Consider the following 19,312-nt stretch of genomic DNA (forward strand, 5'->3'; position numbering starts at 1 on the left):
GAGCGATGCCGCCGTAGCCGCAAGCGATCGCGTCGCCTCCGACGATCGCGCGCGCATCGCGGACGGTTCGCCGTGGCGCTGGCCGGCGGCGATCTCGATCGGCACCAAGCCGACGTTCAGCGAGAAAACCGGCCTGCACGAGCGCGTCGTCGAATCGTACGCGATCACCGACGACTGGCTGGAACTGTACGGTCACCGCGTGCGCGTCGAATTCGCGGGCTTCCTGCGCCCGCAGGTCAAGTTCAATTCGGCCGACGACCTAGTCGCCGAGCTCGGCCGCAACGTCGAGGAGACCAAGCGCCTGACCGCGTGAGCGTGGTAATACTGATAGATCCTCGCGAATCTGCCTCGTTGGAGCCTATCCCTGTGTGGCAAAACAGCGGGGGTCTATCAGTATTGCTGTGCTGGAGTGCGTGAGCGTGGCAATTTTGTTAGATCTTCGCGAATTTGCCATATTGGGGTGCATCTCTGCGTGGCAAATCGGCGATGATCTGGCAGAATTGCCACGCCAGGCCGCGCCAGCATGGAGAAATGGATAGACCCTGTCCGTTTCTCCACGGCAAGGGGCGCCTCAGCGTGGCAAAATGAACAGGGTCTAACGCCAGTGCCCCCGCGAAGCATCGTAACAACGCGGAAAACACCGAAGGAACCGCTCAGTGCCGGAAATGGGCGAAGAACTCGCGGGTCTCCGGATCCTCGGACTCGTCCATCACCTCACGCGGGGTGCCGTTCTCGGCGATGACGCCGTGACGCATCAGCACCACGCGGTCGGCCGCGTCATGCGCGAAGCTCATCTCGTGCGTGGCCATCAGAATCGTCGTGCCCTGCGACTTGAGCTCTGCGACCATGTTGAGCACTTCGCCGACGAGCATCGGGTCGAGCGCGGACGTAATCTCGTCGAGCAGCAGCAGTTCCGGGTCGGTCATGAGCGCGCGGGCGATCGCCACGCGCTGCTGCTGGCCGCCGGACAGCTGGTCCGGATACGCGTTCGCCTTCGCGCGCATGCCGATGCGGTCGAGTAGTTCGAGCGCGCGCGCCTCGGCGCGGTCGCGTTTCCAGCGATGCACTTTGATCGCAGCGAGCGTGACGTTCTTGAGCACCGACATGTGCGGGAACAGGTTGAACTGCTGGAACACGACGCCGATGCGCGCACGGATCTTGTCCTGATCGGCCCGCGGGTCGGTGATATCCGTGTCGCCGAGCCAGATCTGCCCGTCGTCGACCTGCTCGAGCAGGTTCACGCACTTCATGAGCGTGGACTTGCCGGAACCGGACGGTCCGAGCAGCGCCACGACCTCATGCTGCTTGACCTCGAACGAGATGCCGCGCAGCACCTGCGTAGTGCCGAACGACTTGCGGATGTTGTCGAGCCGCAGCACCGGCAGCGGCGTGGACGTGACCAGTCCGCCCGATTCAGCGAGGTTGGCGGCGTCCGTTGCGCCGCCGGCCGCCTGCATACGTTCGTTCATGGTGCTCATACCGTGCCTCCGCTCTGTTCGCGCCGGCGTAGGCGCTCCGAATACCAGTCGTTCAGCAGGATGAACGGCACGCTCATCAGGATGAACAGCAGGCTCGCCACCACGTACGGCGTGAAGTTGTACGAGCTGGCCACCTCGATCTGCGCCGCGCGCACCGCGTCCACCGCGCCCAGCACGGAGATGAGGCCCACGTCCTTCTGCATCGAGATGAAGTCGTTCATCAGCGCGGGCGCGACCTTGCGCAACGCCTGCGGCACGACCACCAGCCACGTCGTCTGCCCGGCCGTCAGTCCCAGCGAACGCGCAGACGCGCGCTGCGACGGGTGCACGTCGTTGAATCCGGCGCGCAGCACCTCGGCCACGTACGCGCTGTAGCCCATGATCACGGCGATCGTGCCGAGCAGCGACGGGTCGATGCGCTGCTTGGTCAGCTGCAGTCCGGGGATGCCGAAGCCGATCAGGTACAGGATGACGATCATCGGGATGCCGCGCATGACGGTCGTGTACAGTGCGGCCAACGCGCGCAGCGGGAACATGACCGGGCTTTTGCTGGTGCGCACGAGCGCGATGAGCGTGGCGAAGATCGCGACGCCGATCACCGCGACGACGAGCACCTTGAGGTTCAGCCACAGGCCGTCGAGCACTTCCGGGAACGATTTCGCGAAGTATTCGGCGGAGAAGAACGTCTGCTTGACGCGCGGCCAGCCGGGGGAGAGCTGGAGCCCGACGACGACGATGGCGGCCAGCACGATGGTGCTGACGAGGCTCGTGACCACCGACTTGATCTGTTGCGTGCGCCGGTAGGCACGACGGGAAAGTTCGACCTCGCTCACCGGCGGCGTTGCCGTCGCGCCGGTGGCGAGGTCCTGCGAGGTTTGCGAATCGACCATAGTAGGGATTCTATTGCAGTGGGCGAACTGTCCTTATCTTGGCCCCCTCGGCTGAGGGGGCTGTCAGCGAAGCTGATTGGGGGAGCGTCAAAAACGGCGGAGTATTTTCTGGTTTTAACTACCTCTCAGTCACGCTTTCGCGTGACAGCTCGACCTGCAATTACGGACGGGGCTTGCGCCCCGCGCCGTTGCTGGCGTGCCTGTCGGCCCGCACGTTGCCTGCAAACAGCACTGCTGTTTGCTTTCATGGCAACGTCCTGACAAGGGGAGCCAAGAAAAGGAACTTACTTGAGCTCGGTCAGGTCGGTGGTGTACTCGGCCAGCCACTTGTCCTGCAGCTTCTTGAGCGTACCGTCCGCGTTCAGCTCGTCCACGGCCTTGGTGACGGCCGCGGTGAGCTTGGAATCCTTCGGCAGCACGATGCCCAGACCGTCCTTGTCCTCGGAGCCGGCGATACGGCCGAGCACCTTGGCGTCCTTGACCTGCTCGGACTGGACCATGTACACGCTCTCGACCGTGTTCGTCACGAGCGCGTCGATCTGTCCGGCCTCAAGCGCCTGCGCGAGCGAGGCGTCGTCGTTGAACGTCTGGATGTCGTCCTTGATCTTGTCCTTGACGATCGTGTAGGCCTGCGTGCCGACCATCACACCGATCACGGCGTTCTTGAGATCGGCGAGCGACTTGGCGGACGCGAACTTGCCGTCCTTCTTCACGACGACCGACTGCGTGTCCTTGTAGTAGCCGGACGAGAAGTCGACGGCCTGCTTGCGCTCGTCGGTGATGCCGAACTGCTGGATGTTGAGATCCCAATCCTTGGCGCCCGGGGCGATGGCCGAGTCGAACGTGGTGCGCGTCCAGACGACGTCGGACTTGTTGAATCCGAGCTTTTCGGCCACGTCGTACGCCAGTGCGGCCTCGAAGCCCTCGCCGGACTCCGGCTTGTCGTTCATGACCCACGGTTCGTACGCCGGGTCGCCGGTCGCGATGGTGAGCTTGCCCGGCTTGACGGTCTGCTGCGTGATGTCGGAGCTGTCGGCGTTCGTGCTGGTGCTGGAATCGTTGGCGTTGTTGGACGAGCCGCAGGCCGCGGAGAACGCGAGCGCGACGGCGCTGACCGTGGCGACAGCCGCGCGGACAAGGCTCTTCTTGCTGAACATGATGAATTTCCTCTCTATTCCTTGATTGCATGCGCGATAACGGCCGGCCGATCGTGCGGCCGGACAGCGGTTTTGGCGCATCAGCGCCAATTTTAGGATATTGCCGCTACCGCCGCGCGCCCGTGCCTATCGCCGTTGTCTATGACCGGTTATCGGCTATTCGAGCGTGAAACCGTCGAACGTAAAGCCGGGGGAGACGACGCAGGAGACGAGCGCGTCGCCGCGGCCGGGGACGGTCCGCTGCCACACGCCGGCGGGGACGATCGCGTGGCCGACCGGCGCTGCGGATGCGGCGGATGTGCCAGACGTGATGGACGCGGTCGATGCGGCGGCCGGTGAGTCGTCGGCTTCGGCCGTCGGGCCAGTGCCCGCGACGCCTTGGCCGAGCATGATCGACTGGATCTCCGCGGGATCGGCGGCCGGCGCGTCGCCGCTGCCGCCGAGTTCCAGCGTGACCGTGGACGGGCCGTGCCACAGCCAGATCTCGTCCGCGTCGACCTTGTGCCAGGCGCTCGCGTCGCCTTCCGGCAGCAGGAAGTAGATCAACGACGCGAGCGGGCGGCCGGACGCCTGGTCGATCGCCGGCGCCTGCCAGTCGCGCGTGTACCAGCCGCCCTCGGGATGGGCTTCCAGCCCCAACCGTTCCACGACGGAACGCGCGTATGCGCTCATATTCTCCAATGCGACACTCATATCTAAAACTCCTTGTGATTGATGGAATGGGGTACGTCCAAACCGCCGCGGCTCCACGCTGCTCGCTCTGTACTCTCCACAAACCAACGCAAAACGGCGTATAAGCGTTGGTTTGTGGAGAGTTGCCGAGCATTACTGGCCAGAAACCAACGCGAAACGCCATCATGGCGTTGGTTTTTGGCCAGTAGGGGCGGGTGCTGGCGAAGGAAATAGGACGGTCGGACGTCAGAACGCGTGGTTGTTATAGACGACGCGGCCGGAGATGACGGTGGCACGGTTGGTTCCGGCGCCGTGGCGCACCAGCTCCTCGAGTGTGTCCTCGATGCCGCGCGGCGTGGCCACGTACACAGGCACGTCGAAGAACGCGAGATCGGCCATCGCGCCCGCGTTGATCTGGCCGATGCGGCCCGCGCCGACGTGCATGCCGAGTTCCTGCGCGCCGCCGAGTGTCATCATGCGGATCAGCCGGTGCGACAGGTCGTCGCCGGCATAGCCCTGCTCGCGTGCCAGATCGTACAGCATCGCCACATCGTCGAGCACGTCCAGACTCGGCGAACTGGACAGCGAATCCGTGCCGACTGCCAGCAGGTTGCCTTCCTCCAGATATTCGCGGATCGGCGCGTCGCGGCCGGTCACGGTGATCCGGTTCGAGCGCGGGCACAACGCGACGCCCACGCCGCGCTGGCGCAGGATGCGGCGATCCTCCGCGTCGGCCCACACGCCGTGCGCGATGTGCACGTCCGGGCCGAGCGAACCGAGCTGATCGAGGAACTGGATCGCGGACGCGCCCTGACCCGCGTCCTTGAGCTGCTGGTAGCTGGTCCAGTCCTCGTCACGCCACGACGCCGCCGAATACGTGGACAGCGTGCCTTCCGCGCCGTGCGCGCCCGCTTCCATCGGTGTTTCGGCCAAATGGATGTGCAGACGCATGTCGAGCTGGCGCGCAATGTCCGGCAGATCCACGAACGGCGCGGTTTCCAGCGTGTACGGCGCGTGCGGGCTGATGCCCACGCTCGGCAGGTCCTCGGCGCGCATGCGTCCCAAATGCCGCACGAGTTCGCGCACGCCGACCTTGCGCCACTCGTCGTTGCGCCAGTCCATCACCTCCCAGTAGGCGACGCCGTGCATGCCCTGCGAGGCGAGCGCGCCCGCCGCCTCCGGGTCGGTGACGATGTCGGCCGCGGCGGTGGTGCCCGCCTCGACCATCATGCGCGCGCCCTCTTCCGCCGACGCCTTCCAGTCGCCTTCCTCGCACAGCCGCTCGTACACCGGGTTAAAGCCGAGCTCCCAGTCGCGGAAGCTCTGGTACGTGCCGCGGCCCACCTCGGCCATGTTCGTGTACTGCAGGTGCGTGTGCGCGTTGATGAGTCCCGGCGTGATCACGCCGTGCCAGTGATGCTCGTCGATGCGCGCGTTGGTGGCCATGTCCTGTTTGAGCGTGTCGAGCACCCAGCGCCGCGTGCCGACGTGCACCACGCGGCTGCCGGACACGGCGATCGCGCCGTCCAGGATCACCGGTCCGGTCACGGGGATGATGAGCGGCGCGCTGTACAGCGTCACCTCGGTCAGCGGCGCCGGGTGCGCGGCCGCATAGAGCGGGTCGAAATCGTCGGTTGTGGTCATGGTTCCTTTATACCGATCGGGGCGGCGGCGCAACGCCGTTCGCGTGGAGGAATCGCGCGTGCGCGCGATGCCGTTCAGTTCGCGTCGGCGAAGCGGGTGAGCCGCCAGTCGTAGCCGTTGTCGGCGACCGCGTGGCTGGCGGACTGGCCGCGCACGTCGAGCGCGACCTGCGCGATGCGACGGTCGGACGCGGCGTCGAGCCGGTGCAGGCCGGGGGAGAGCGGGGTCACGTCGACTGTCGGCGCGTTGATGTCCGATGCCGCTGCCTGTGGCGCCGTTGCATTCGATGATTCGACGTCCAACGATGATACGTCCGACGGTGCAGCGTGTGATGATGCCGAGTCACCGGAGCCATGCGACGCCGCTACCGTGCCGCGATGGGCGAGCAGATAGGCCACGGCGCTCGCCTGCACGGCGAAACTCAGGTCCATGATTTCGATCGGATTGCCGCCGCCGGCCGTGTAGTTGACGCCGTCGCCCTCGGCCAGCAGCGTGAGCGTCGGCCCGCCCGGCACGGCGAGTGCGCTGACGCTGCGCGCGTTGTCATGACGGAAGTCGGGGATGTCGTCGAGCGCGATTTCGTTCGCGATGCCGCCGATCACGGACAGCACGGCACCCTCGCGCATGCGCCGCATATGTTCCAGTGCGATCGTATGCCGCACGCCGGTCGCCGAGACGACGATGTCAGCCGCTGCCACCGCGTCGTCGATGTCCTGTGCGGCGAACCCGTCGAACACCGCCTTGAGCGCGGCCACCGGATCCGTGTCGCACACGGTCACGTCCGCGCCGAGCGCGCGCACGCGCACCGCGAAACCCCTGCCGACCGGGCCGTAACCGATCACGGCCACGGCCTTGCCTGCAAAACAGTGCGCGCCGAGCAGCTCCTGCATCGTCGTCACGCAGGTCTCGCCCGTGCCGTGCATGTTGTCGAAACCGGTTTTGAGCACGCTGTCATTGACCGCGATCACCGGGAACGCGAGCGCGCCCGCGTCCTGCATGGCCTGGAACGCGCGCACGCCGCTCGTCGTCTCCTCGGCCACGCCGATGAAACCGTCCAGCAGTTCCGGACGCTCCGCCGCGGCCAGACGCGCAAAGCTTGCGCCGTCGTCGATGATGATCTGCGGACGGATCGTGTCCAGCAGTCGCAGCGCGCCGGCCTGTGTCTCCTCCGGCGTCCAGCATACGTTCGCTTCAACGGCGATGCCTTCGCGAGCGAGCTGGTCGGCGACGCGCTGATCGGTTTCCGACGGGTCCGCAAACACGCCCACCGTCGCGCCGGCGTCACGCAGCGCCCGCAGCAGCACCGCGGTCTTCGGCTCCAGCACCAGGCACACGGCGATGCGGATCTCCGTGAAATCAACGGTTTTCCGCATCTGCGCCATCAAAGCGCGCAGCACGTCCATATGCGCCTCGGCATAGTCGATCGCCTCCTTGCCGCTCAACTTGCGCGCATCCAGCACCTCATCGGCTACGGAAATAGGGCGACCGTCCTTCCGAACGGATGTGTGCCTGGCCGCTTCTTTGCTGTCTCGAGTAGGTGCGTGACGGGTGGCCTCGTTGTCATCTCGAGCGGAGGCGAAGCCGGAGTCGAGAGATCTTTCAGTCCTCTCGGCAAGATTTCTCGACTGCGCTTCGCTTCGCTCGAAATGACGGGTGGCGGGTGTTTCGTTTCGCTCGGCATGACAAGAATCGGGCGCTCTGCTTGGTTCGACGATCATGCCCCACTGCGCGGCCGCGTCGGCGAACGCGCGCACGCTGTCATCATGCCGGCCAAGTGGCACGGCGACGCACGAGCCGGCCAGCGAGCGGTTCGTACGCTGCGAATACGCGGCCGCCCAACGGGCGAAATCAAGTTCGGTCATCGGTCTTCTCCTTGTCGCAATCTATCGGCTCAATCCGAGCGCGGCGAGCGCGTCGGCCAGCGTGCTCACCTCGACCAAGCACAATCCGGGCACGTCGACCGGCTTGCGCGGCGTCGGGCACACGGCCGTCATGAACCCGAGCCGGGCCGCCTCGCGCAGCCGGTACTCCAGCCGCGGCACCGGACGCACCTGCCCGGTCAGCGAAATCTCGCCGATCGCACATGTCGTGCGGGCGATCGGACGCGACTTCGCCGCGCTCGTCAACGCCGCCACGATCGCCAGATCGCACGCCGGCTCCTTCGCAAGCCCGCCCGCGATCGTCGACACGTACAAATCGTTCGCGAGCAGATTCACCTTGCCGTGCCGGTACAACACGGCCGTGAGCATCGCGATGCGGTTCGAATCCACGCCGTTCACCGCGCGACGCGGCGTCGGCAGCACGGACGCGGTCACCAGCGACTGAATCTCGATCGGCAGGCTGCGATGGCCGTCCAACGTGAGCGTGACGCACGTGCCCTCCACCGGCGCGTCCGCCGCGTCGCCGCCCGGCGCGGACGCGGACAGGAACAGGCCGGACGGATCGGTCACCTCCTCGATGCCCTCGCCGCTCATGTCGAAGCAGCCGACCTCGTCGGTCGGGCCGAAACGGTTCTTGACCGCGCGCAACATCCTGAGCGCCGTGTCCGGGTCGCCCTCGAACTGGCAGACCACGTCCACGAGATGCTCAAGCGTGCGCGGGCCGGCGATCGACCCGTCCTTGGTGACGTGGCCGACCAGCAAAATCGGCACGTCGAGGCTTTTCGCCGAGTCGATGAGCGCGCTCGCCACTTCGCGTACCTGCGTGGAGCCGCCCGAAATGCCGTCGACGTTCTGCGAGACGATCGTCTGCGCTGAATCGACGATCGCCAGCGCCGGTCGCTCCTGTTCGATGAGCCCGAGCACGGTCGCCAGATCGGTGGTGGAGGCGAGCAGCAGGTTGTCCTCGACCGCGTTGATGCGCGTGGCGCGCAGACGCACCTGCGCCGCGGACTCCTCGCCGGAGATGTACAGGACGGTCGGATGCGCATGCGGTAGATCGATGCGCGCGGGAGCATCGTGCGAACGCGCGTTTGCAGAGTGGGATGCGGACGTCGCGGCCGCGGCGGAAGCGTCACCTTGCATTCCGCCTTGTGTTCCGCCATGAGCGACGAGCCGCGCGATGTTGCCGGCCGTCTCCAGCAGCAGCGTCGACTTGCCGACGCCCGGCTCGCCGGCGACGAGCACGACCGAACCGGGGACGATGCCGCCGCCGAGCACGCGATCGAACTCGCCGAATCCGGTCGGCATGCGCGTGACCGCGTCCGTGTCGACCTGCGTGATCGGCCTGGCCTGGCTGCGTTCGGGAATGTCGCCGGCCGTGGTGCGCGCGGTGCGTCCTGGCGCGGCGGTGCGCGACTGCGACGCGGCGGCGGGCCGCGACTCGCGGAACTCCTCGAGCGTGCCCCACTGGCCGCATTCGGGGCAGCGTCCGTACCATTTCGTGCCGCTCCAGCCGCATTCCGAGCACAGGTATTGCGTGGTCGTCTTTGCCATGCCTCCGACGCTAACGAGCTTCGACGACAACGCGACTACATACGGCTACATCGCGGCTACAACGCGGCTACAACGCGGCGGCGGGCCGTACGGCGGCGGGGATCACGGCAACGTGTGGCGAGGGTGAAACGAAACCGCGGCAGGCTGCGGGCGAGTCATGCGGCTGTGAGAGAATGCGAACCATGTCGAACACTCAAGCATCTTCCGTTTCTCCGTCCCACGGCAAGCTGATCGCCGTGGTGGTGGCCGCCGCTCTGGTGATCGTTCTCGCGCTGCTGTCCGCGTTCGTGTGGCCGGGCTGGGCGCTGAACAAGGGCGGCAGCCAGACGACGCAATCGTCGGGCACGAATTCGCAGTCCTCGTCTTCGGGCACGGATTCGAAGAAGGAAGAGGAGGAGCCGACCACGCCGAGCATCAAGGCCACGGCCCTGCCGGACAACGCGAGCGAGCTGCTCAAGGCCATGCCCGACAGCGTGCTCAACTACGCGCGCACCGCGGCCGCCGCGAGCACCACGTGGACCGCCGCGTCGCCGCTTGAGGAGTACACGCTCACCTATTCGACTGGTGATGAGGCCAAGGACGTGACGCTGATCGTCGCGCAGTGGTCCACCGCCGACAGCGCGAAAAAGCAGTACGATTCGCTCGCTGGCGCGCTCACCGGCACCGAGCTCGGCTCCGGCACGGTGAAGGTTTCTGGCCAGTCGACCGGCAACTACGTGGCCAAGACCGACGCGAACGACGACACCAAGGCTGTCGCCGTGTGGCGCAATGACACGGTGGTGTTCCAGGTGACCGGCGCGAAGGCCGGCGTGGAACGGTTCTACCCGAAGTTCCCGCTGTGACGTGGATGGCCGTTCCTGCGGCCGTGTTCGGAGGCCGTTTTGGCGGCCGTCTGACCGCTGTTGGGGAACGCCGATACCGTTAGTCTGCGAATGCGTGTACTATTGGGCAAGTTGACATCTTTTCGATTCTTTAGGAACGGAGGCTGAGATGGGTTCGGTCATCAAGAAGCGCCGCAAGCGGATGAGCAAGAAGAAGCACCGCAAACTGCTGCGTAAGACTCGCCACCAGCGCAAGTAGTCTTCTCGCTCACTCGGTGAGCAACACGAAAGCCCCTTACGGATTCATCCGCAAGGGGCTTTTACGTATCTGTTCCGTGTCTGCCGGCAGTCCGCCGAATCAGATCACTTGTTGCCGTTGGTCATGACGCGCGGGCCGTTCGGGTCGCCGACGATGACCTTGTCGACCATGTTGAGGAACAGGCCGTGCTCCACCACGCCGACCGTGGTGATGAGATCCTCGGCCAGATCCTGCGGGTGGTCGATGCGCTCGAGGTGCAGGTCGACCACGTAGTTGTTCTCGTCGGTGCGCACCGGCTTGCCTTCGGCGTCGAGGCGCAGCACCGGCTTGTAGCCCTTGGCCTCGAACTTCTTGATGACGTGGCCGGCGCCGAACGGGATGACCTCGACCGGCAGCGGAAACTTGCCGATGGTGTCGACGACCTTGGACTCGTCGACGATCCACACGATCTGGTTGGAGTTGGTGGCCACGATCTTCTCCCACAGCAGGGCTGCGCCGCCGCCCTTGATGCCGTTGAAGTTCTTGTCGACCTCGTCCGCGCCGTCGATGGTCACATCGATGTGGTCCACGTCGTCGATGTCGACGATCTTGATGCCGTAGCTCTCGGCCTGCTCCTGCGTGCGGCGGGAGGTGGTCACGCCGGTGAACTGGAGGCCCTCCTCCTTGACGCGGCGGCCGAGCTCGTCGACCAGGAACCGCACGGTAGAGCCGGTGCCGAGGCCGGCGATCATGCCGTCGGTGACCAGCTTGGCGGCCTCGATGCCCGCCGCCTTCTTCAACGCATCCTGCTGCGCCTTATCCATAATGGTTCTCCTTCCACGGAAATTCGCCTCGCGCTCGTCGCGCCAAGCTCGCCTCCTATACTATCCGAGATGCGGCCGGCTGCCCGGGTGTGTCCACGCGATGTTTCATGGCGTGTTTCACAGCGTTCACGATCGTTCACGATGTGCGGATGACGAACGGCGCGTTCGTGAGCGTGAGATTGCCGTCGCCGTCCACCCAGCCCTCGACTACGATGCTGCCGCGGATCAGCCGCGGACGACCGTCGAACGTCGGGCTCGACGACGGCGGGGGAGAGAACCGCAGTTCGCCCGACACGGTCAGTCCCGACGGCTGTGCCGCGGGCTGCGTTGCGGGTCGGGCCTCGGGCTGCGCGACGGTCTCCGACGGTTGCCGTGACGGCGCCGCAAGCCGGGCGGATTGTACCGATCGCGCGGACGATGCCGCCGAAGACGGTTGAAATTGTGCGGATTCGGCCTGATCCGCCCCGGCTTCCCCGTTTGACGGCACCGCGCCGATCGCGATCGTCACATCGGCAGATGGCCGGGAAAATTCGGTCGTCGTTGCGTCGGTTGTCGTTGCGTCGGTTGTCGTCGCGTCGGTCGTTGTCGCGCCGAAATCGGCCAGATCGTCCGGCACGCTCTCCGGTTCGGCCAGACGATCGGCCAGACTGACTGGCCGACGATCGGCGCGCGTCGCCGTGTCGCGTCCCGCCGGCCGGACGCGGGCACGATCGGCAGCGCGGCCGTCGGCGCGATCATGCGCGCCGTCATCGTGCCGACGATCATCGGCCGTCGAATCATCCGCACGATGCAGGCCACGACTGCGGCCGCGACCGTCCGCGTCATCGCGACCGGACGCATCGTCACAGGCATACTCGCCGGCGTCCTCTCCGCGGCCCAGATGATAGTCCTTCGCGGAAATCAGCCCGTCCATCAGCATCCGCGCGTCGGCCGGCACGTCCGTGCCCTTCGCGTACTCGGACGCAAGCAGCGACTCCCAGCCCTCCTTCGGCAGGTAGCCGTCGCGCACATGCGCACGGCAGTCACCCGCGTACGTGCGCGCCAATTCGTCGACCTTCTCGTTGCCGGCGTTGCCCGCATGGCCCTTGACCCACACGAACTTCACCGACCCGGCCCGCTTGGACAGCTCCGCGTCGATCGCCTTGATGAGCGCCGCGTTCTTGACCGGCTTCTTCTGCGAGTTCTTCCAGCCGTTCTTCTTCCAGCCGTGCACCCACTTGGTCGAACAGTTGATCGCGTACTGCGAATCCGTTTCGATCACCAGCGGCTCGGAACCGGGGTGTGCGCGCAGCGCCTCGAGCACCGCGCACAATTCGCCGATCTGGTTCGTGCCGTTCGTGGCGCCGCCCGCGTCGCAGTCGCCGCCGTGCTCGTGGCCGGGACGCCCGCCCGCATGCGGTTCATGGTCGGCCCACGCCCAGCCCATCGGTCCGTTCGGGTTGCCCAGTGCACTGCCGTCTGTGGATACGGTGATGGTCATGCCCTGCTCGCTTTCTGGTCAACCCGAACAGCCCCTTCGCGGACGCTGGTCGCGCGCCCGCTCACTTCGCCTGCGGACAGTCCGCTGGACTGTCTGTTTGACGGCTCAGCATACGGGTTGCCCAGTGCGCTGCCGTCCGTGGAAACTGTGATGGTCATGCGTTCCACCTTAGCTGGCTTGCCGGATGCGCCGATTCGGGGCCGTTGGCATTGTGCACGCTCACGACACGGGAATCGGCTTGCGTGTAGGTCTGACGCGCTATGGTCATAGCGGAAAGGGGAGGATATGGGCAACAGACTGCAATCTCGATCCCGTTGCATGATCGCCGGAGCGGTGCTGCTCGTGGCGGCGGTCTCGTTGTGCGCGCTTGCCCATTTCGCCGCGGCCGCGATGACGGTTGCCGCGGCCGCCGTCTCCGCGCTGTGCTCGCTGCGCGAATGCCGGATCTGCCACCGGTTCGCCGCGCTCTCCCGCACCGCCGACTATGGCGCGATTTGCCCCGTTTGCCAGCGCCTGATCGCCGAAGGCCGTCAGCAGGAACTGCTCGAGCGTCGCATATGAATTGTCGGGTGCGGCTCGGGACTGGGTACGGTGATTGCGGTGATAGTGATATTGCCATGCCGATGAACGACGGGTGAGGGGATTCAAGCCCGGCTGCGGGAATGGGTCACCGACAGAGAAAGATTGTGGGCATAGACCCTACCATTGACGATGGGCATCCGGTGGGGTTGGGTGCTGATGTTTCCTGATCGTTCCTGATCGTGGGCATAGACGGTACATGAAGTCTCCTTATTCGTGGGTATAAGCGGGATATTTGCGCAATCGTGGGCATAGGCCGACCGCGAAGAGACGACTTTTGGCCTCTTCATGGTTGGTCTATGCCCACGATTGTGATGGGTGCATTGTTGATGTACCGTCTATGCCCACGATCTTGTTGTACCGGTTCTTATTGGCATTCTTATATCTACGTCTAGTCTTAGCGAATGGCTGACGTAGACCTCCGGGGTATGGGTTGACGTCATCGCTCGGGCGTGCTTGATGTGTGTACTGCCTTATGCCCCAACTGGTTATCCACATTTTCCGCATTATTGCGACGGTGGGGAGTCGTGCCGACAAGGGCGGATTGGCGTATTTTCAACGGAACACACGCCGATCAGCGACCATTCGACCACAAGGGTCGAATAACGCCCGGCACGAGACGGATTTCCTCTATGCTGCATTGTCATGAGACGCAATACAGCCTTGATTGACCGTTGTGAGATCGCGGAGCGCCAGAGGCTTTGCATCTGGCCCAGGGACGACGCTGAACGACGCATGTTCAGACGCCGGTCGGATGCGGGAGAGCTGACCCGCGTATTCGGCCGTTGCTTTGCGCGTTCCGATCAGTGGAAGACGATTGACAGTGTGGAACGGTATCGTCGTATCGTCCGATCGTTGGCGATCATGCATCCGGACTGGATTTTCTGTGATATGACCGCTGCGGTGATGCAGAACGTCAGTGATTCGTCGCGGCACTTGGACCTTGTACACATCGTCACCAGCCGGGAGCGGCATGTTCATGATTATGACAGGATGAGGCATCACTACGTCGCGGATCGGTCGTACGACATGGCCGATGGGGTGAAGGTCACCCCGTTGGAGCGCACCGTGTTCGACTGCGCGCGCAGGCTTCCGCTTCCCGACGGGCTGGCCGTACTTGATGCCGTGCTGCGTTGCGGCTTGCGGGACAAGCGCCATTTGGCGGAGTCGTTTGCCGCAATGCCGGGATGGCGGCGGGACGCCGCATTGCGAGTGCTCCGTCATGCGACGGGGAGGACTGAGAATGGTGGCGAAGCGTACGCGCTGGGCGTGATGATCGACGAGCGCTATATGATTCCCTGCCTGCAGGAGGAGATCGTTGACCCGTACGATATGTCGCGCGTATATCGCGTGGATTTCGCCTGGCATACGCCGGACGGCAGGTTTATTGTCGGTGAGCTTGACGGGCGGGTGAAATACCGTGATGCTTCGATGTATCGCAACGGCAATCTGTCCGATACGGTGATCGAGGAGAAGCGGCGCGAGGAGGGAATTCGGCTGGTTGTCGACGAGATGTTTCGATTTTCGTTCGGCGATGCGCTGCACCGTGATCGATTGCTGCACAAGATGGATAAGGCGCGGGTGCCGCGATTTGATGACGGCGGCTGACGTCGGTTGATGACGATTGGCCGCCTAGCGGTTGGGCGTGAGAGGGTAGGGCGCTGGATGAGAGGGCTGATGGTGATTGATGTGGGTATAGGCGGGATATTTTTGCGGGGTGATTCGATGGTGCAAGAGAATTCGAAAGAGTCCCTTCCGCAAATGTGGGCATAGACGGTACATGAAGTCCTCCCGTTCGTGGGCATAGGCGGGATATTTGCGCAATCGTGGGCATAGACCGGCCATGAGGAACCTCAAAGTCGTCTCTTCGTGGTCGGTCTATGCCCACATCTGAGATGGGCACACTATTTATGTACCGTCTATGCCCACGATGGGTCGTTCTACGGTAGGAGGGGCGAATTGGCCTTGGTGGTTTGGGGTGGATGCGGATGGAGTTGGATGGACCCGGATCCCCGACTTCCATGGAATCCCCGCTCAACGTCGGTGTCCTCTGCTGGAGGGCAGAAGGCACAGCAACATGGCTGTGCTGAACCCACTGTGATATAGGCATTGTGCCCAGCTGCCGATGTGCCAAGGAACAGCCAAGGAACGCCAACGACTCCGCGGCCCTCAACATTGGTGCATCATGTCAGTTCCGGTGTAACCGAGCCGACGACATCGCCGAACAACAGAAAGGTGTCCCTTCCGAATCTCTGTTCGGAAGGGACACCTTTCTGCGGGGCCGATTGCAGGGAGGAGACGACTTGATGAAGTCGATGAGGTCGTCTCCCCGACCGGGAAAATCAGAACATCACTCGGAGAGGGCCTTGTCGACGACTTCGGTGGCCTCGGCGAGGACCTTGTCGAGGGCCTCGGGGGACTCGAAGGACTCGGCGTACACCTTGTAGATGTTCTCGGTGCCGGACGGACGGGCCGCGAACCAGTTGTCCTTGGTGGTGACCTTCAGGCCGCCGATCTTGGCGTGGTTGCCCGGAGCCTCGGTCAGCTTGGCGGTGATGTCCTCGCCGGCGAGCTGGGTGGCGGTCACGTCGTCGCCGGTGAGCTTGGCGAACTTCTGCTTCTGCTCGAGCGTGGTCGGCGTGTCGACGCGCTTGTACCAGCTCTCGCCGAAGCGCTCGACCTGCTCCTGATGCAGCTGGGCCGGGTTCTTGCCGGTCTTGGCGGTGATCTCGGCGGCCAGCAGGTCGGGGATCAGGCCGTCCTTGTCGGTGGTCCACACGCGGCCGTCGCGGCGCAGGAAGCTCATGCCGGAGCTCTCCTCGCCGCCGAACGCGACCTCGCCGCTGAACAGCGGGTCCACGAACCACTTGAAGCCGACCGGAACCTCGAGCACCTTCGCGCCGATCGACGCGGCCACGCGGTCAATCAGGGAGGAGGAGACGAGCGTCTTGCCGACGGCAGCGCCCTTCGGCCAGCCCGGACGGTTGCCGCCGAACAGGTACTCCACGCACACGGCAATGTAGTGGTTCGGGTTCATCACGCCCCAGTTCGGGCACACGATGCCGTGACGGTCCGCATCCGGGTCGGTGCCGCCGACCAGATCGTACTTGTCCCACGCGCCCGCGTTGAGCTCGTCGACGAGGCCCTTCATCGCGTACGGCGAGGACGGATCCATGCGGATCTTGCCGTCGTGGTCGATGGTCATGAAGCGCCACGTCGGGTCGACTTCCGGACGCACGACGCCGATGTTCAGACCGTACTTCTCGTTGATGAGCGGCCAGTAGTTGACGGACGCGCCGCCGAGCGGGTCGATGCCCAGGCGCACGCCTGAGTTGCGGATGACGTCGAAGTCGATCACGTTGGCCAGATCGTCGACGTAGTGCTCACGGAAGTCGAAGCCCTCGACGAACTCGGACTTGACGGCCTCCTCGTACGGCACGCGCTTGACGGACTTGTAGTCGCCGAGCAGCTCGTTGGCGCGCGCGGCGATCGCGTTGGTCACGTCGGCCGGGGCCGGGCCGCCGGTGACCGGGTCGTACTTGAAGCCGCCGTCGGTCGGCGGGTTGTGCGACGGGGTGACGACGATGCCGTCGGCCAGACCCTCGCCTTCGAAACGCTGGGTGCCGTCGGCCGCGCGGTTGTGCGTCAGGATCGCCTGGGAGACGACCGGGGTGGGCACGAAGTCGTCGCGCGAGTCGATGCGCACGTGCACGCCGTTGGCGACGAGGACCTCGATGGCGGTCTTCTTGGCCGGCGCAGACAGCGCGTGCGTGTCGGAGCCGAGATACAGCGGGCCGGTGACGCCGGCCTTCTTGCGGTATTCGGCGATGGCCTGCGTGATGGCGACGATGTGGGCCTCGTTGAACGAGGTCTTCAGGGACGATCCGCGGTGGCCGGAGGTGCCGAAGATGACGCGCTGTTCGGGCACGGACGGATCGGGGACGAGGTCGTAGTACTTGCCGATGACTTCGTCGACGTTGATCAGATCAGCTGGGGTGGCGGGAAGACCCGCATTTTTTGCTACCATAGCCTCTATTTTGCCACGGATTTCCGTGACTGAAAACATTTGCATTGTGAATTGCCGTCGTACGTTGCGCGAATCCTTGCTGACGGAGTCGTTGTGGAACATTGCGGACGGTGCGTGCGGAGACCGTTGCGCGGCGGATTTCGGCCGCATGCCGGCTGGACGATGATCGGAATGCCGTGGCCGGAATTGACGTTTCCGATAGGTCGCGGCGACCGGTGCGACCGTTGGCGTGACGGGCGACGCGCCGAAAGTTGGCGGAACCGGTTCGATGGCGTTACACTGCCTTATGAACTTCTACTTTTGCAGGGTTGCAAGTCACATAAGACGCAAGACCTGAGACATACGCCATAAGTGTATGTCTTGGGTCTTTTTTTGTTGTCTTGCGGTTCTGCGAGGGCGGAGAACATAACAGGAGAACAACAGGAAACACAAGGGAAGGAAACCAAAGATGGCTGAATCCACAGCGTCGCAGATCATCGACGCCATCGGCGGCGCGGGCAACGTCAAGAGCCTGACGCACTGCGCCACTCGTCTGCGTTTCGAACTGGTCGACGGCGGCAAGGTCGACCAGAACCGCCTGCAGCACATGAAGGGCGTGCTCGGCGCGGTCCCGCAGGCCGGCGACCGCTACCAGGTCGTCATCGGCGGCGCCGTCGCCTCCATGTACGAGGAGATCATGCATCTGCCCGAGATGGCGAACGCCGGCGGCGCCGCCAAGGCCGCCAACAACGGCAAGATGACCGACGCCGAAGTCAAGGCCGCCGAACGCGCGAAGGCGCGCGGCAAGGTCGCCTGGCTCGACTCGTTCTTCGAGTACCTGGCCGACTCGTTCCGCCCGATCCTGGGCGTCCTGCTCGGCGCGTCCATCATCATCGCGCTCGTCAACCTGTTCATCTCGCTCGGCGTCATCGCCGGCGACGAGGACAACACCTCCCTGATGTTCATCAAGGCCATCTGGAAGGGCGTGTTCTACTTCCTGCCGATCATGGTTGCCTACAACGCCTCCAAGAAGCTGAAGGTCGACCCGTGGCTCGGCGGCTCCATCATGGCCATGCTCATGACCCCGCAGTTCGCCGCCCTGTCCGACGCCAAGACGTGGGGTAACGCGGTTTCCTGCGTCGAGAACGCCACGCTGGGCACCACCGACTGCACCGCCACCGTGTTCGGTCTACCGATGCAGCTGTCCGACTACTCCGGCAACGTGTTCGTGCCGCTGATGATGGCCGCCGTGCTCGGCCTCGTCTACCACGGCCTGAAGAAGATCATCCCGGACAGCGTCCAGCTCGTGTTCGTGCCGTTCTTCGCCATGATCATCGTCGGCGTGCTCACCGCCTTCATCATCGGCCCGCTGGGCGTGTGGGTCGGCAACGGCCTCGGCGTCGTCCTCGCCTGGATGAACGGCCACGCCCCGTTCGTGTTCGCCATCGCGATCCCGATGCTCTATCCGTTCCTCGTGCCGCTGGGCCTGCACTGGCCGCTCAACGCCCTCATGCTCATGAACATCCAGTCCCTCGGCTACGACTTCATCCAGGGCCCGATGGGCGTGTGGAACTTCGCCTGCTTCGGCGCCACCGCCGGCGTGCTCTTCATCTCCATCCGCGACCACGATAAGGAAATGCGCCAGACCTCCATCGGCGCCCTCGCCGCCGGCCTGCTCGGTGGCGTCTCCGAGCCGTCCCTCTACGGCATCCACCTGCGCTACAAGATGGTCTACAAGCGCATGCTCATCGGCTGCGGCGTTGGCGGCGTCGTGATCGCCGTCCTCGGCTGGCTGTTCCCGTCCGTCGTCGCCTCCGGCGAGACCGTGCGCGGCGTGACCACCACCGCGTTCGCCTTCACCTCGCTGCTCACCATCCCGGTGTTCAACCAGATGTGGGTCTACGGCGTGTCCATCGCAGTCGCGTTCGCCGTGTCCATGTTCCTGATCATCACGCTCGACTACCGCACCCCGGAGCAGAAGGCCGAGCTGCAGGAGCGTCTCGCCCAGGAGAAGGCCGACCGCGAGCTCGAGGCCCAGGCCGCGTCCGCCCCGGCCGCTTCCCCGGCTGCCGCTCCGGCCGCCGCGACC

At 64.8% G+C, this 19,312-nt stretch carries 17 protein-coding genes; 6 read left to right on the plus strand and 11 right to left on the minus strand.

All coding sequences use genetic code 11. The features are described from left to right. Nucleotides 1-313, plus strand: a 313-nt coding sequence (locus BBIA_RS11780; protein WP_035138440.1) for a riboflavin kinase, incomplete at its 5' end; no start/stop codon positions are given. A gap of 340 nt (nt 314-653) precedes the next feature. Here BBIA_RS11780 and BBIA_RS11785 read toward each other — a convergent pair. The 7 genes from BBIA_RS11785 to BBIA_RS11815 all read right to left on the minus strand — a co-directional run bounded on the left by BBIA_RS11785 (nt 654) and on the right by BBIA_RS11815 (nt 9,275). Continuing rightward, nucleotides 654-1,478, minus strand: a complete 825-nt coding sequence (locus BBIA_RS11785) for an amino acid ABC transporter ATP-binding protein (RefSeq protein ID WP_033493976.1) — start codon at nt 1,476-1,478, stop codon at nt 654-656. Next, entirely contained in the window at nt 1,475-2,368 is an 894-nt protein-coding gene (locus tag BBIA_RS11790) for an amino acid ABC transporter permease (protein ID WP_033493978.1), read from the minus strand. The genes BBIA_RS11785 and BBIA_RS11790 overlap by 4 nt, the downstream gene beginning before the upstream one ends. A 284-nt stretch (nt 2,369-2,652) precedes the next feature. Continuing rightward, a complete protein-coding gene (locus BBIA_RS11795) occupies nt 2,653-3,525 on the minus strand; it encodes an ABC transporter substrate-binding protein (RefSeq protein ID WP_033493980.1) in 873 nt (290 codons plus the stop codon). Nucleotides 3,526-3,681: 156 nt separating this feature from the next. Beyond that, the gene (locus BBIA_RS11800; RefSeq protein WP_033493982.1) at nt 3,682-4,218 is read right to left on the minus strand and encodes a cupin domain-containing protein; all 537 of its coding nucleotides are present in this window, start codon (nt 4,216-4,218) and stop codon (nt 3,682-3,684) included. 225 nt (nt 4,219-4,443) lie between these two features. Beyond that, complete coding sequence (locus tag BBIA_RS11805; protein WP_033493984.1) at nt 4,444-5,841, minus strand: amidohydrolase family protein; 1,398 nt, start codon at nt 5,839-5,841, stop codon at nt 4,444-4,446. Nucleotides 5,842-5,915: 74 nt separating this feature from the next. Beyond that, nucleotides 5,916-7,703 carry an adenosylhomocysteinase gene (locus tag BBIA_RS11810; protein ID WP_338010491.1) on the minus strand — a complete coding sequence of 596 codons (1,788 nt, stop codon included), beginning with the start codon at nt 7,701-7,703 and terminating at the stop codon, nt 5,916-5,918. Between the two features lie 21 nt (nt 7,704-7,724). Further along, complete coding sequence (locus tag BBIA_RS11815) at nt 7,725-9,275, minus strand: DNA repair protein RadA (RefSeq protein WP_033493985.1); 1,551 nt, start codon at nt 9,273-9,275, stop codon at nt 7,725-7,727. A gap of 182 nt (nt 9,276-9,457) precedes the next feature. Between BBIA_RS11815 and BBIA_RS11820 the strand changes: the two genes are divergently transcribed. After that, entirely contained in the window at nt 9,458-10,117 is a 660-nt protein-coding gene (locus BBIA_RS11820) for a hypothetical protein (protein ID WP_033493987.1), read from the plus strand. Between the two features lie 148 nt (nt 10,118-10,265). Continuing rightward, nucleotides 10,266-10,355 carry a 30S ribosomal protein bS22 gene (locus BBIA_RS13960; protein WP_004268639.1) on the plus strand — a complete coding sequence of 30 codons (90 nt, stop codon included), beginning with the start codon at nt 10,266-10,268 and terminating at the stop codon, nt 10,353-10,355. Nucleotides 10,356-10,459: 104 nt separating this feature from the next. Here the strand turns inward: BBIA_RS13960 and rpiA are convergent, their stop codons facing one another. From rpiA to BBIA_RS14335, 3 genes are all read right to left on the minus strand, one after another. Beyond that, entirely contained in the window at nt 10,460-11,158 is a 699-nt protein-coding gene (gene rpiA / locus BBIA_RS11825) for a ribose-5-phosphate isomerase RpiA (RefSeq protein WP_033493989.1), read from the minus strand. 136 nt (nt 11,159-11,294) lie between these two features. Then, nucleotides 11,295-12,638 carry a ribonuclease H family protein gene (locus BBIA_RS11830; protein WP_033493991.1) on the minus strand — a complete coding sequence of 448 codons (1,344 nt, stop codon included), beginning with the start codon at nt 12,636-12,638 and terminating at the stop codon, nt 11,295-11,297. Next, complete coding sequence (locus tag BBIA_RS14335; RefSeq protein WP_156103696.1) at nt 12,635-12,796, minus strand: hypothetical protein; 162 nt, start codon at nt 12,794-12,796, stop codon at nt 12,635-12,637. The genes BBIA_RS11830 and BBIA_RS14335 overlap by 4 nt, the downstream gene beginning before the upstream one ends. Nucleotides 12,797-12,923: 127 nt before the next feature. On the opposite strand from BBIA_RS14335, the gene BBIA_RS11835 reads away from it, so the two are divergent. Next, nucleotides 12,924-13,199, plus strand: a complete 276-nt coding sequence (locus tag BBIA_RS11835; protein WP_152600537.1) for a hypothetical protein — start codon at nt 12,924-12,926, stop codon at nt 13,197-13,199. Nucleotides 13,200-13,862: 663 nt separating this feature from the next. Continuing rightward, on the plus strand, nt 13,863-14,825 hold the full coding sequence (locus tag BBIA_RS11840; RefSeq protein ID WP_033493995.1) for a hypothetical protein: 963 nt from the start codon (nt 13,863-13,865) through the stop codon (nt 14,823-14,825). 742 nt (nt 14,826-15,567) lie between these two features. On the opposite strand, the gene pgm is transcribed toward BBIA_RS11840, so the two are convergent. After that, the gene (pgm, locus tag BBIA_RS11845; protein WP_033493997.1) at nt 15,568-17,244 is read right to left on the minus strand and encodes a phosphoglucomutase (alpha-D-glucose-1,6-bisphosphate-dependent); all 1,677 of its coding nucleotides are present in this window, start codon (nt 17,242-17,244) and stop codon (nt 15,568-15,570) included. Nucleotides 17,245-17,692: 448 nt separating this feature from the next. On the opposite strand from pgm, the gene BBIA_RS11850 reads away from it, so the two are divergent. Then, the coding region (locus BBIA_RS11850) for a PTS transporter subunit EIIC (RefSeq protein ID WP_035138441.1) at nt 17,693-19,312 on the plus strand (1,620 nt) is incomplete at its 3' end.

The sequence above is a fragment of the Bifidobacterium biavatii DSM 23969 genome, assembly GCF_000741165.1.
Taxonomy (GTDB): domain Bacteria; phylum Actinomycetota; class Actinomycetes; order Actinomycetales; family Bifidobacteriaceae; genus Bifidobacterium; species Bifidobacterium biavatii.

Coding starts and splice junctions, on each gene's coding strand:
- BBIA_RS11785 (WP_033493976.1), bottom strand. CDS start 1,478: ATGAGCACCATGAACGAACGTATGCAGGCGGCCGGCGGCGCAACGGAC.
- BBIA_RS11790 (WP_033493978.1), bottom strand. CDS start 2,368: ATGGTCGATTCGCAAACCTCGCAGGACCTCGCCACCGGCGCGACGGCA.
- BBIA_RS11795 (WP_033493980.1), bottom strand. CDS start 3,525: ATGTTCAGCAAGAAGAGCCTTGTCCGCGCGGCTGTCGCCACGGTCAGC.
- BBIA_RS11800 (WP_033493982.1), bottom strand. CDS start 4,218: ATGAGTGTCGCATTGGAGAATATGAGCGCATACGCGCGTTCCGTCGTG.
- BBIA_RS11805 (WP_033493984.1), bottom strand. CDS start 5,841: ATGACCACAACCGACGATTTCGACCCGCTCTATGCGGCCGCGCACCCG.
- BBIA_RS11810 (WP_338010491.1), bottom strand. CDS start 7,703: ATGACCGAACTTGATTTCGCCCGTTGGGCGGCCGCGTATTCGCAGCGT.
- BBIA_RS11815 (WP_033493985.1), bottom strand. CDS start 9,275: ATGGCAAAGACGACCACGCAATACCTGTGCTCGGAATGCGGCTGGAGC.
- BBIA_RS11820 (WP_033493987.1), top strand. CDS start 9,458: ATGTCGAACACTCAAGCATCTTCCGTTTCTCCGTCCCACGGCAAGCTG.
- BBIA_RS13960 (WP_004268639.1), top strand. CDS start 10,266: ATGGGTTCGGTCATCAAGAAGCGCCGCAAGCGGATGAGCAAGAAGAAG.
- rpiA (WP_033493989.1), bottom strand. CDS start 11,158: ATGGATAAGGCGCAGCAGGATGCGTTGAAGAAGGCGGCGGGCATCGAG.
- BBIA_RS11830 (WP_033493991.1), bottom strand. CDS start 12,638: ATGACCATCACCGTATCCACAGACGGCAGTGCACTGGGCAACCCGAAC.
- BBIA_RS14335 (WP_156103696.1), bottom strand. CDS start 12,796: ATGACCATCACAGTTTCCACGGACGGCAGCGCACTGGGCAACCCGTAT.
- BBIA_RS11835 (WP_152600537.1), top strand. CDS start 12,924: ATGGGCAACAGACTGCAATCTCGATCCCGTTGCATGATCGCCGGAGCG.
- BBIA_RS11840 (WP_033493995.1), top strand. CDS start 13,863: ATGAGACGCAATACAGCCTTGATTGACCGTTGTGAGATCGCGGAGCGC.
- pgm (WP_033493997.1), bottom strand. CDS start 17,244: ATGGTAGCAAAAAATGCGGGTCTTCCCGCCACCCCAGCTGATCTGATC.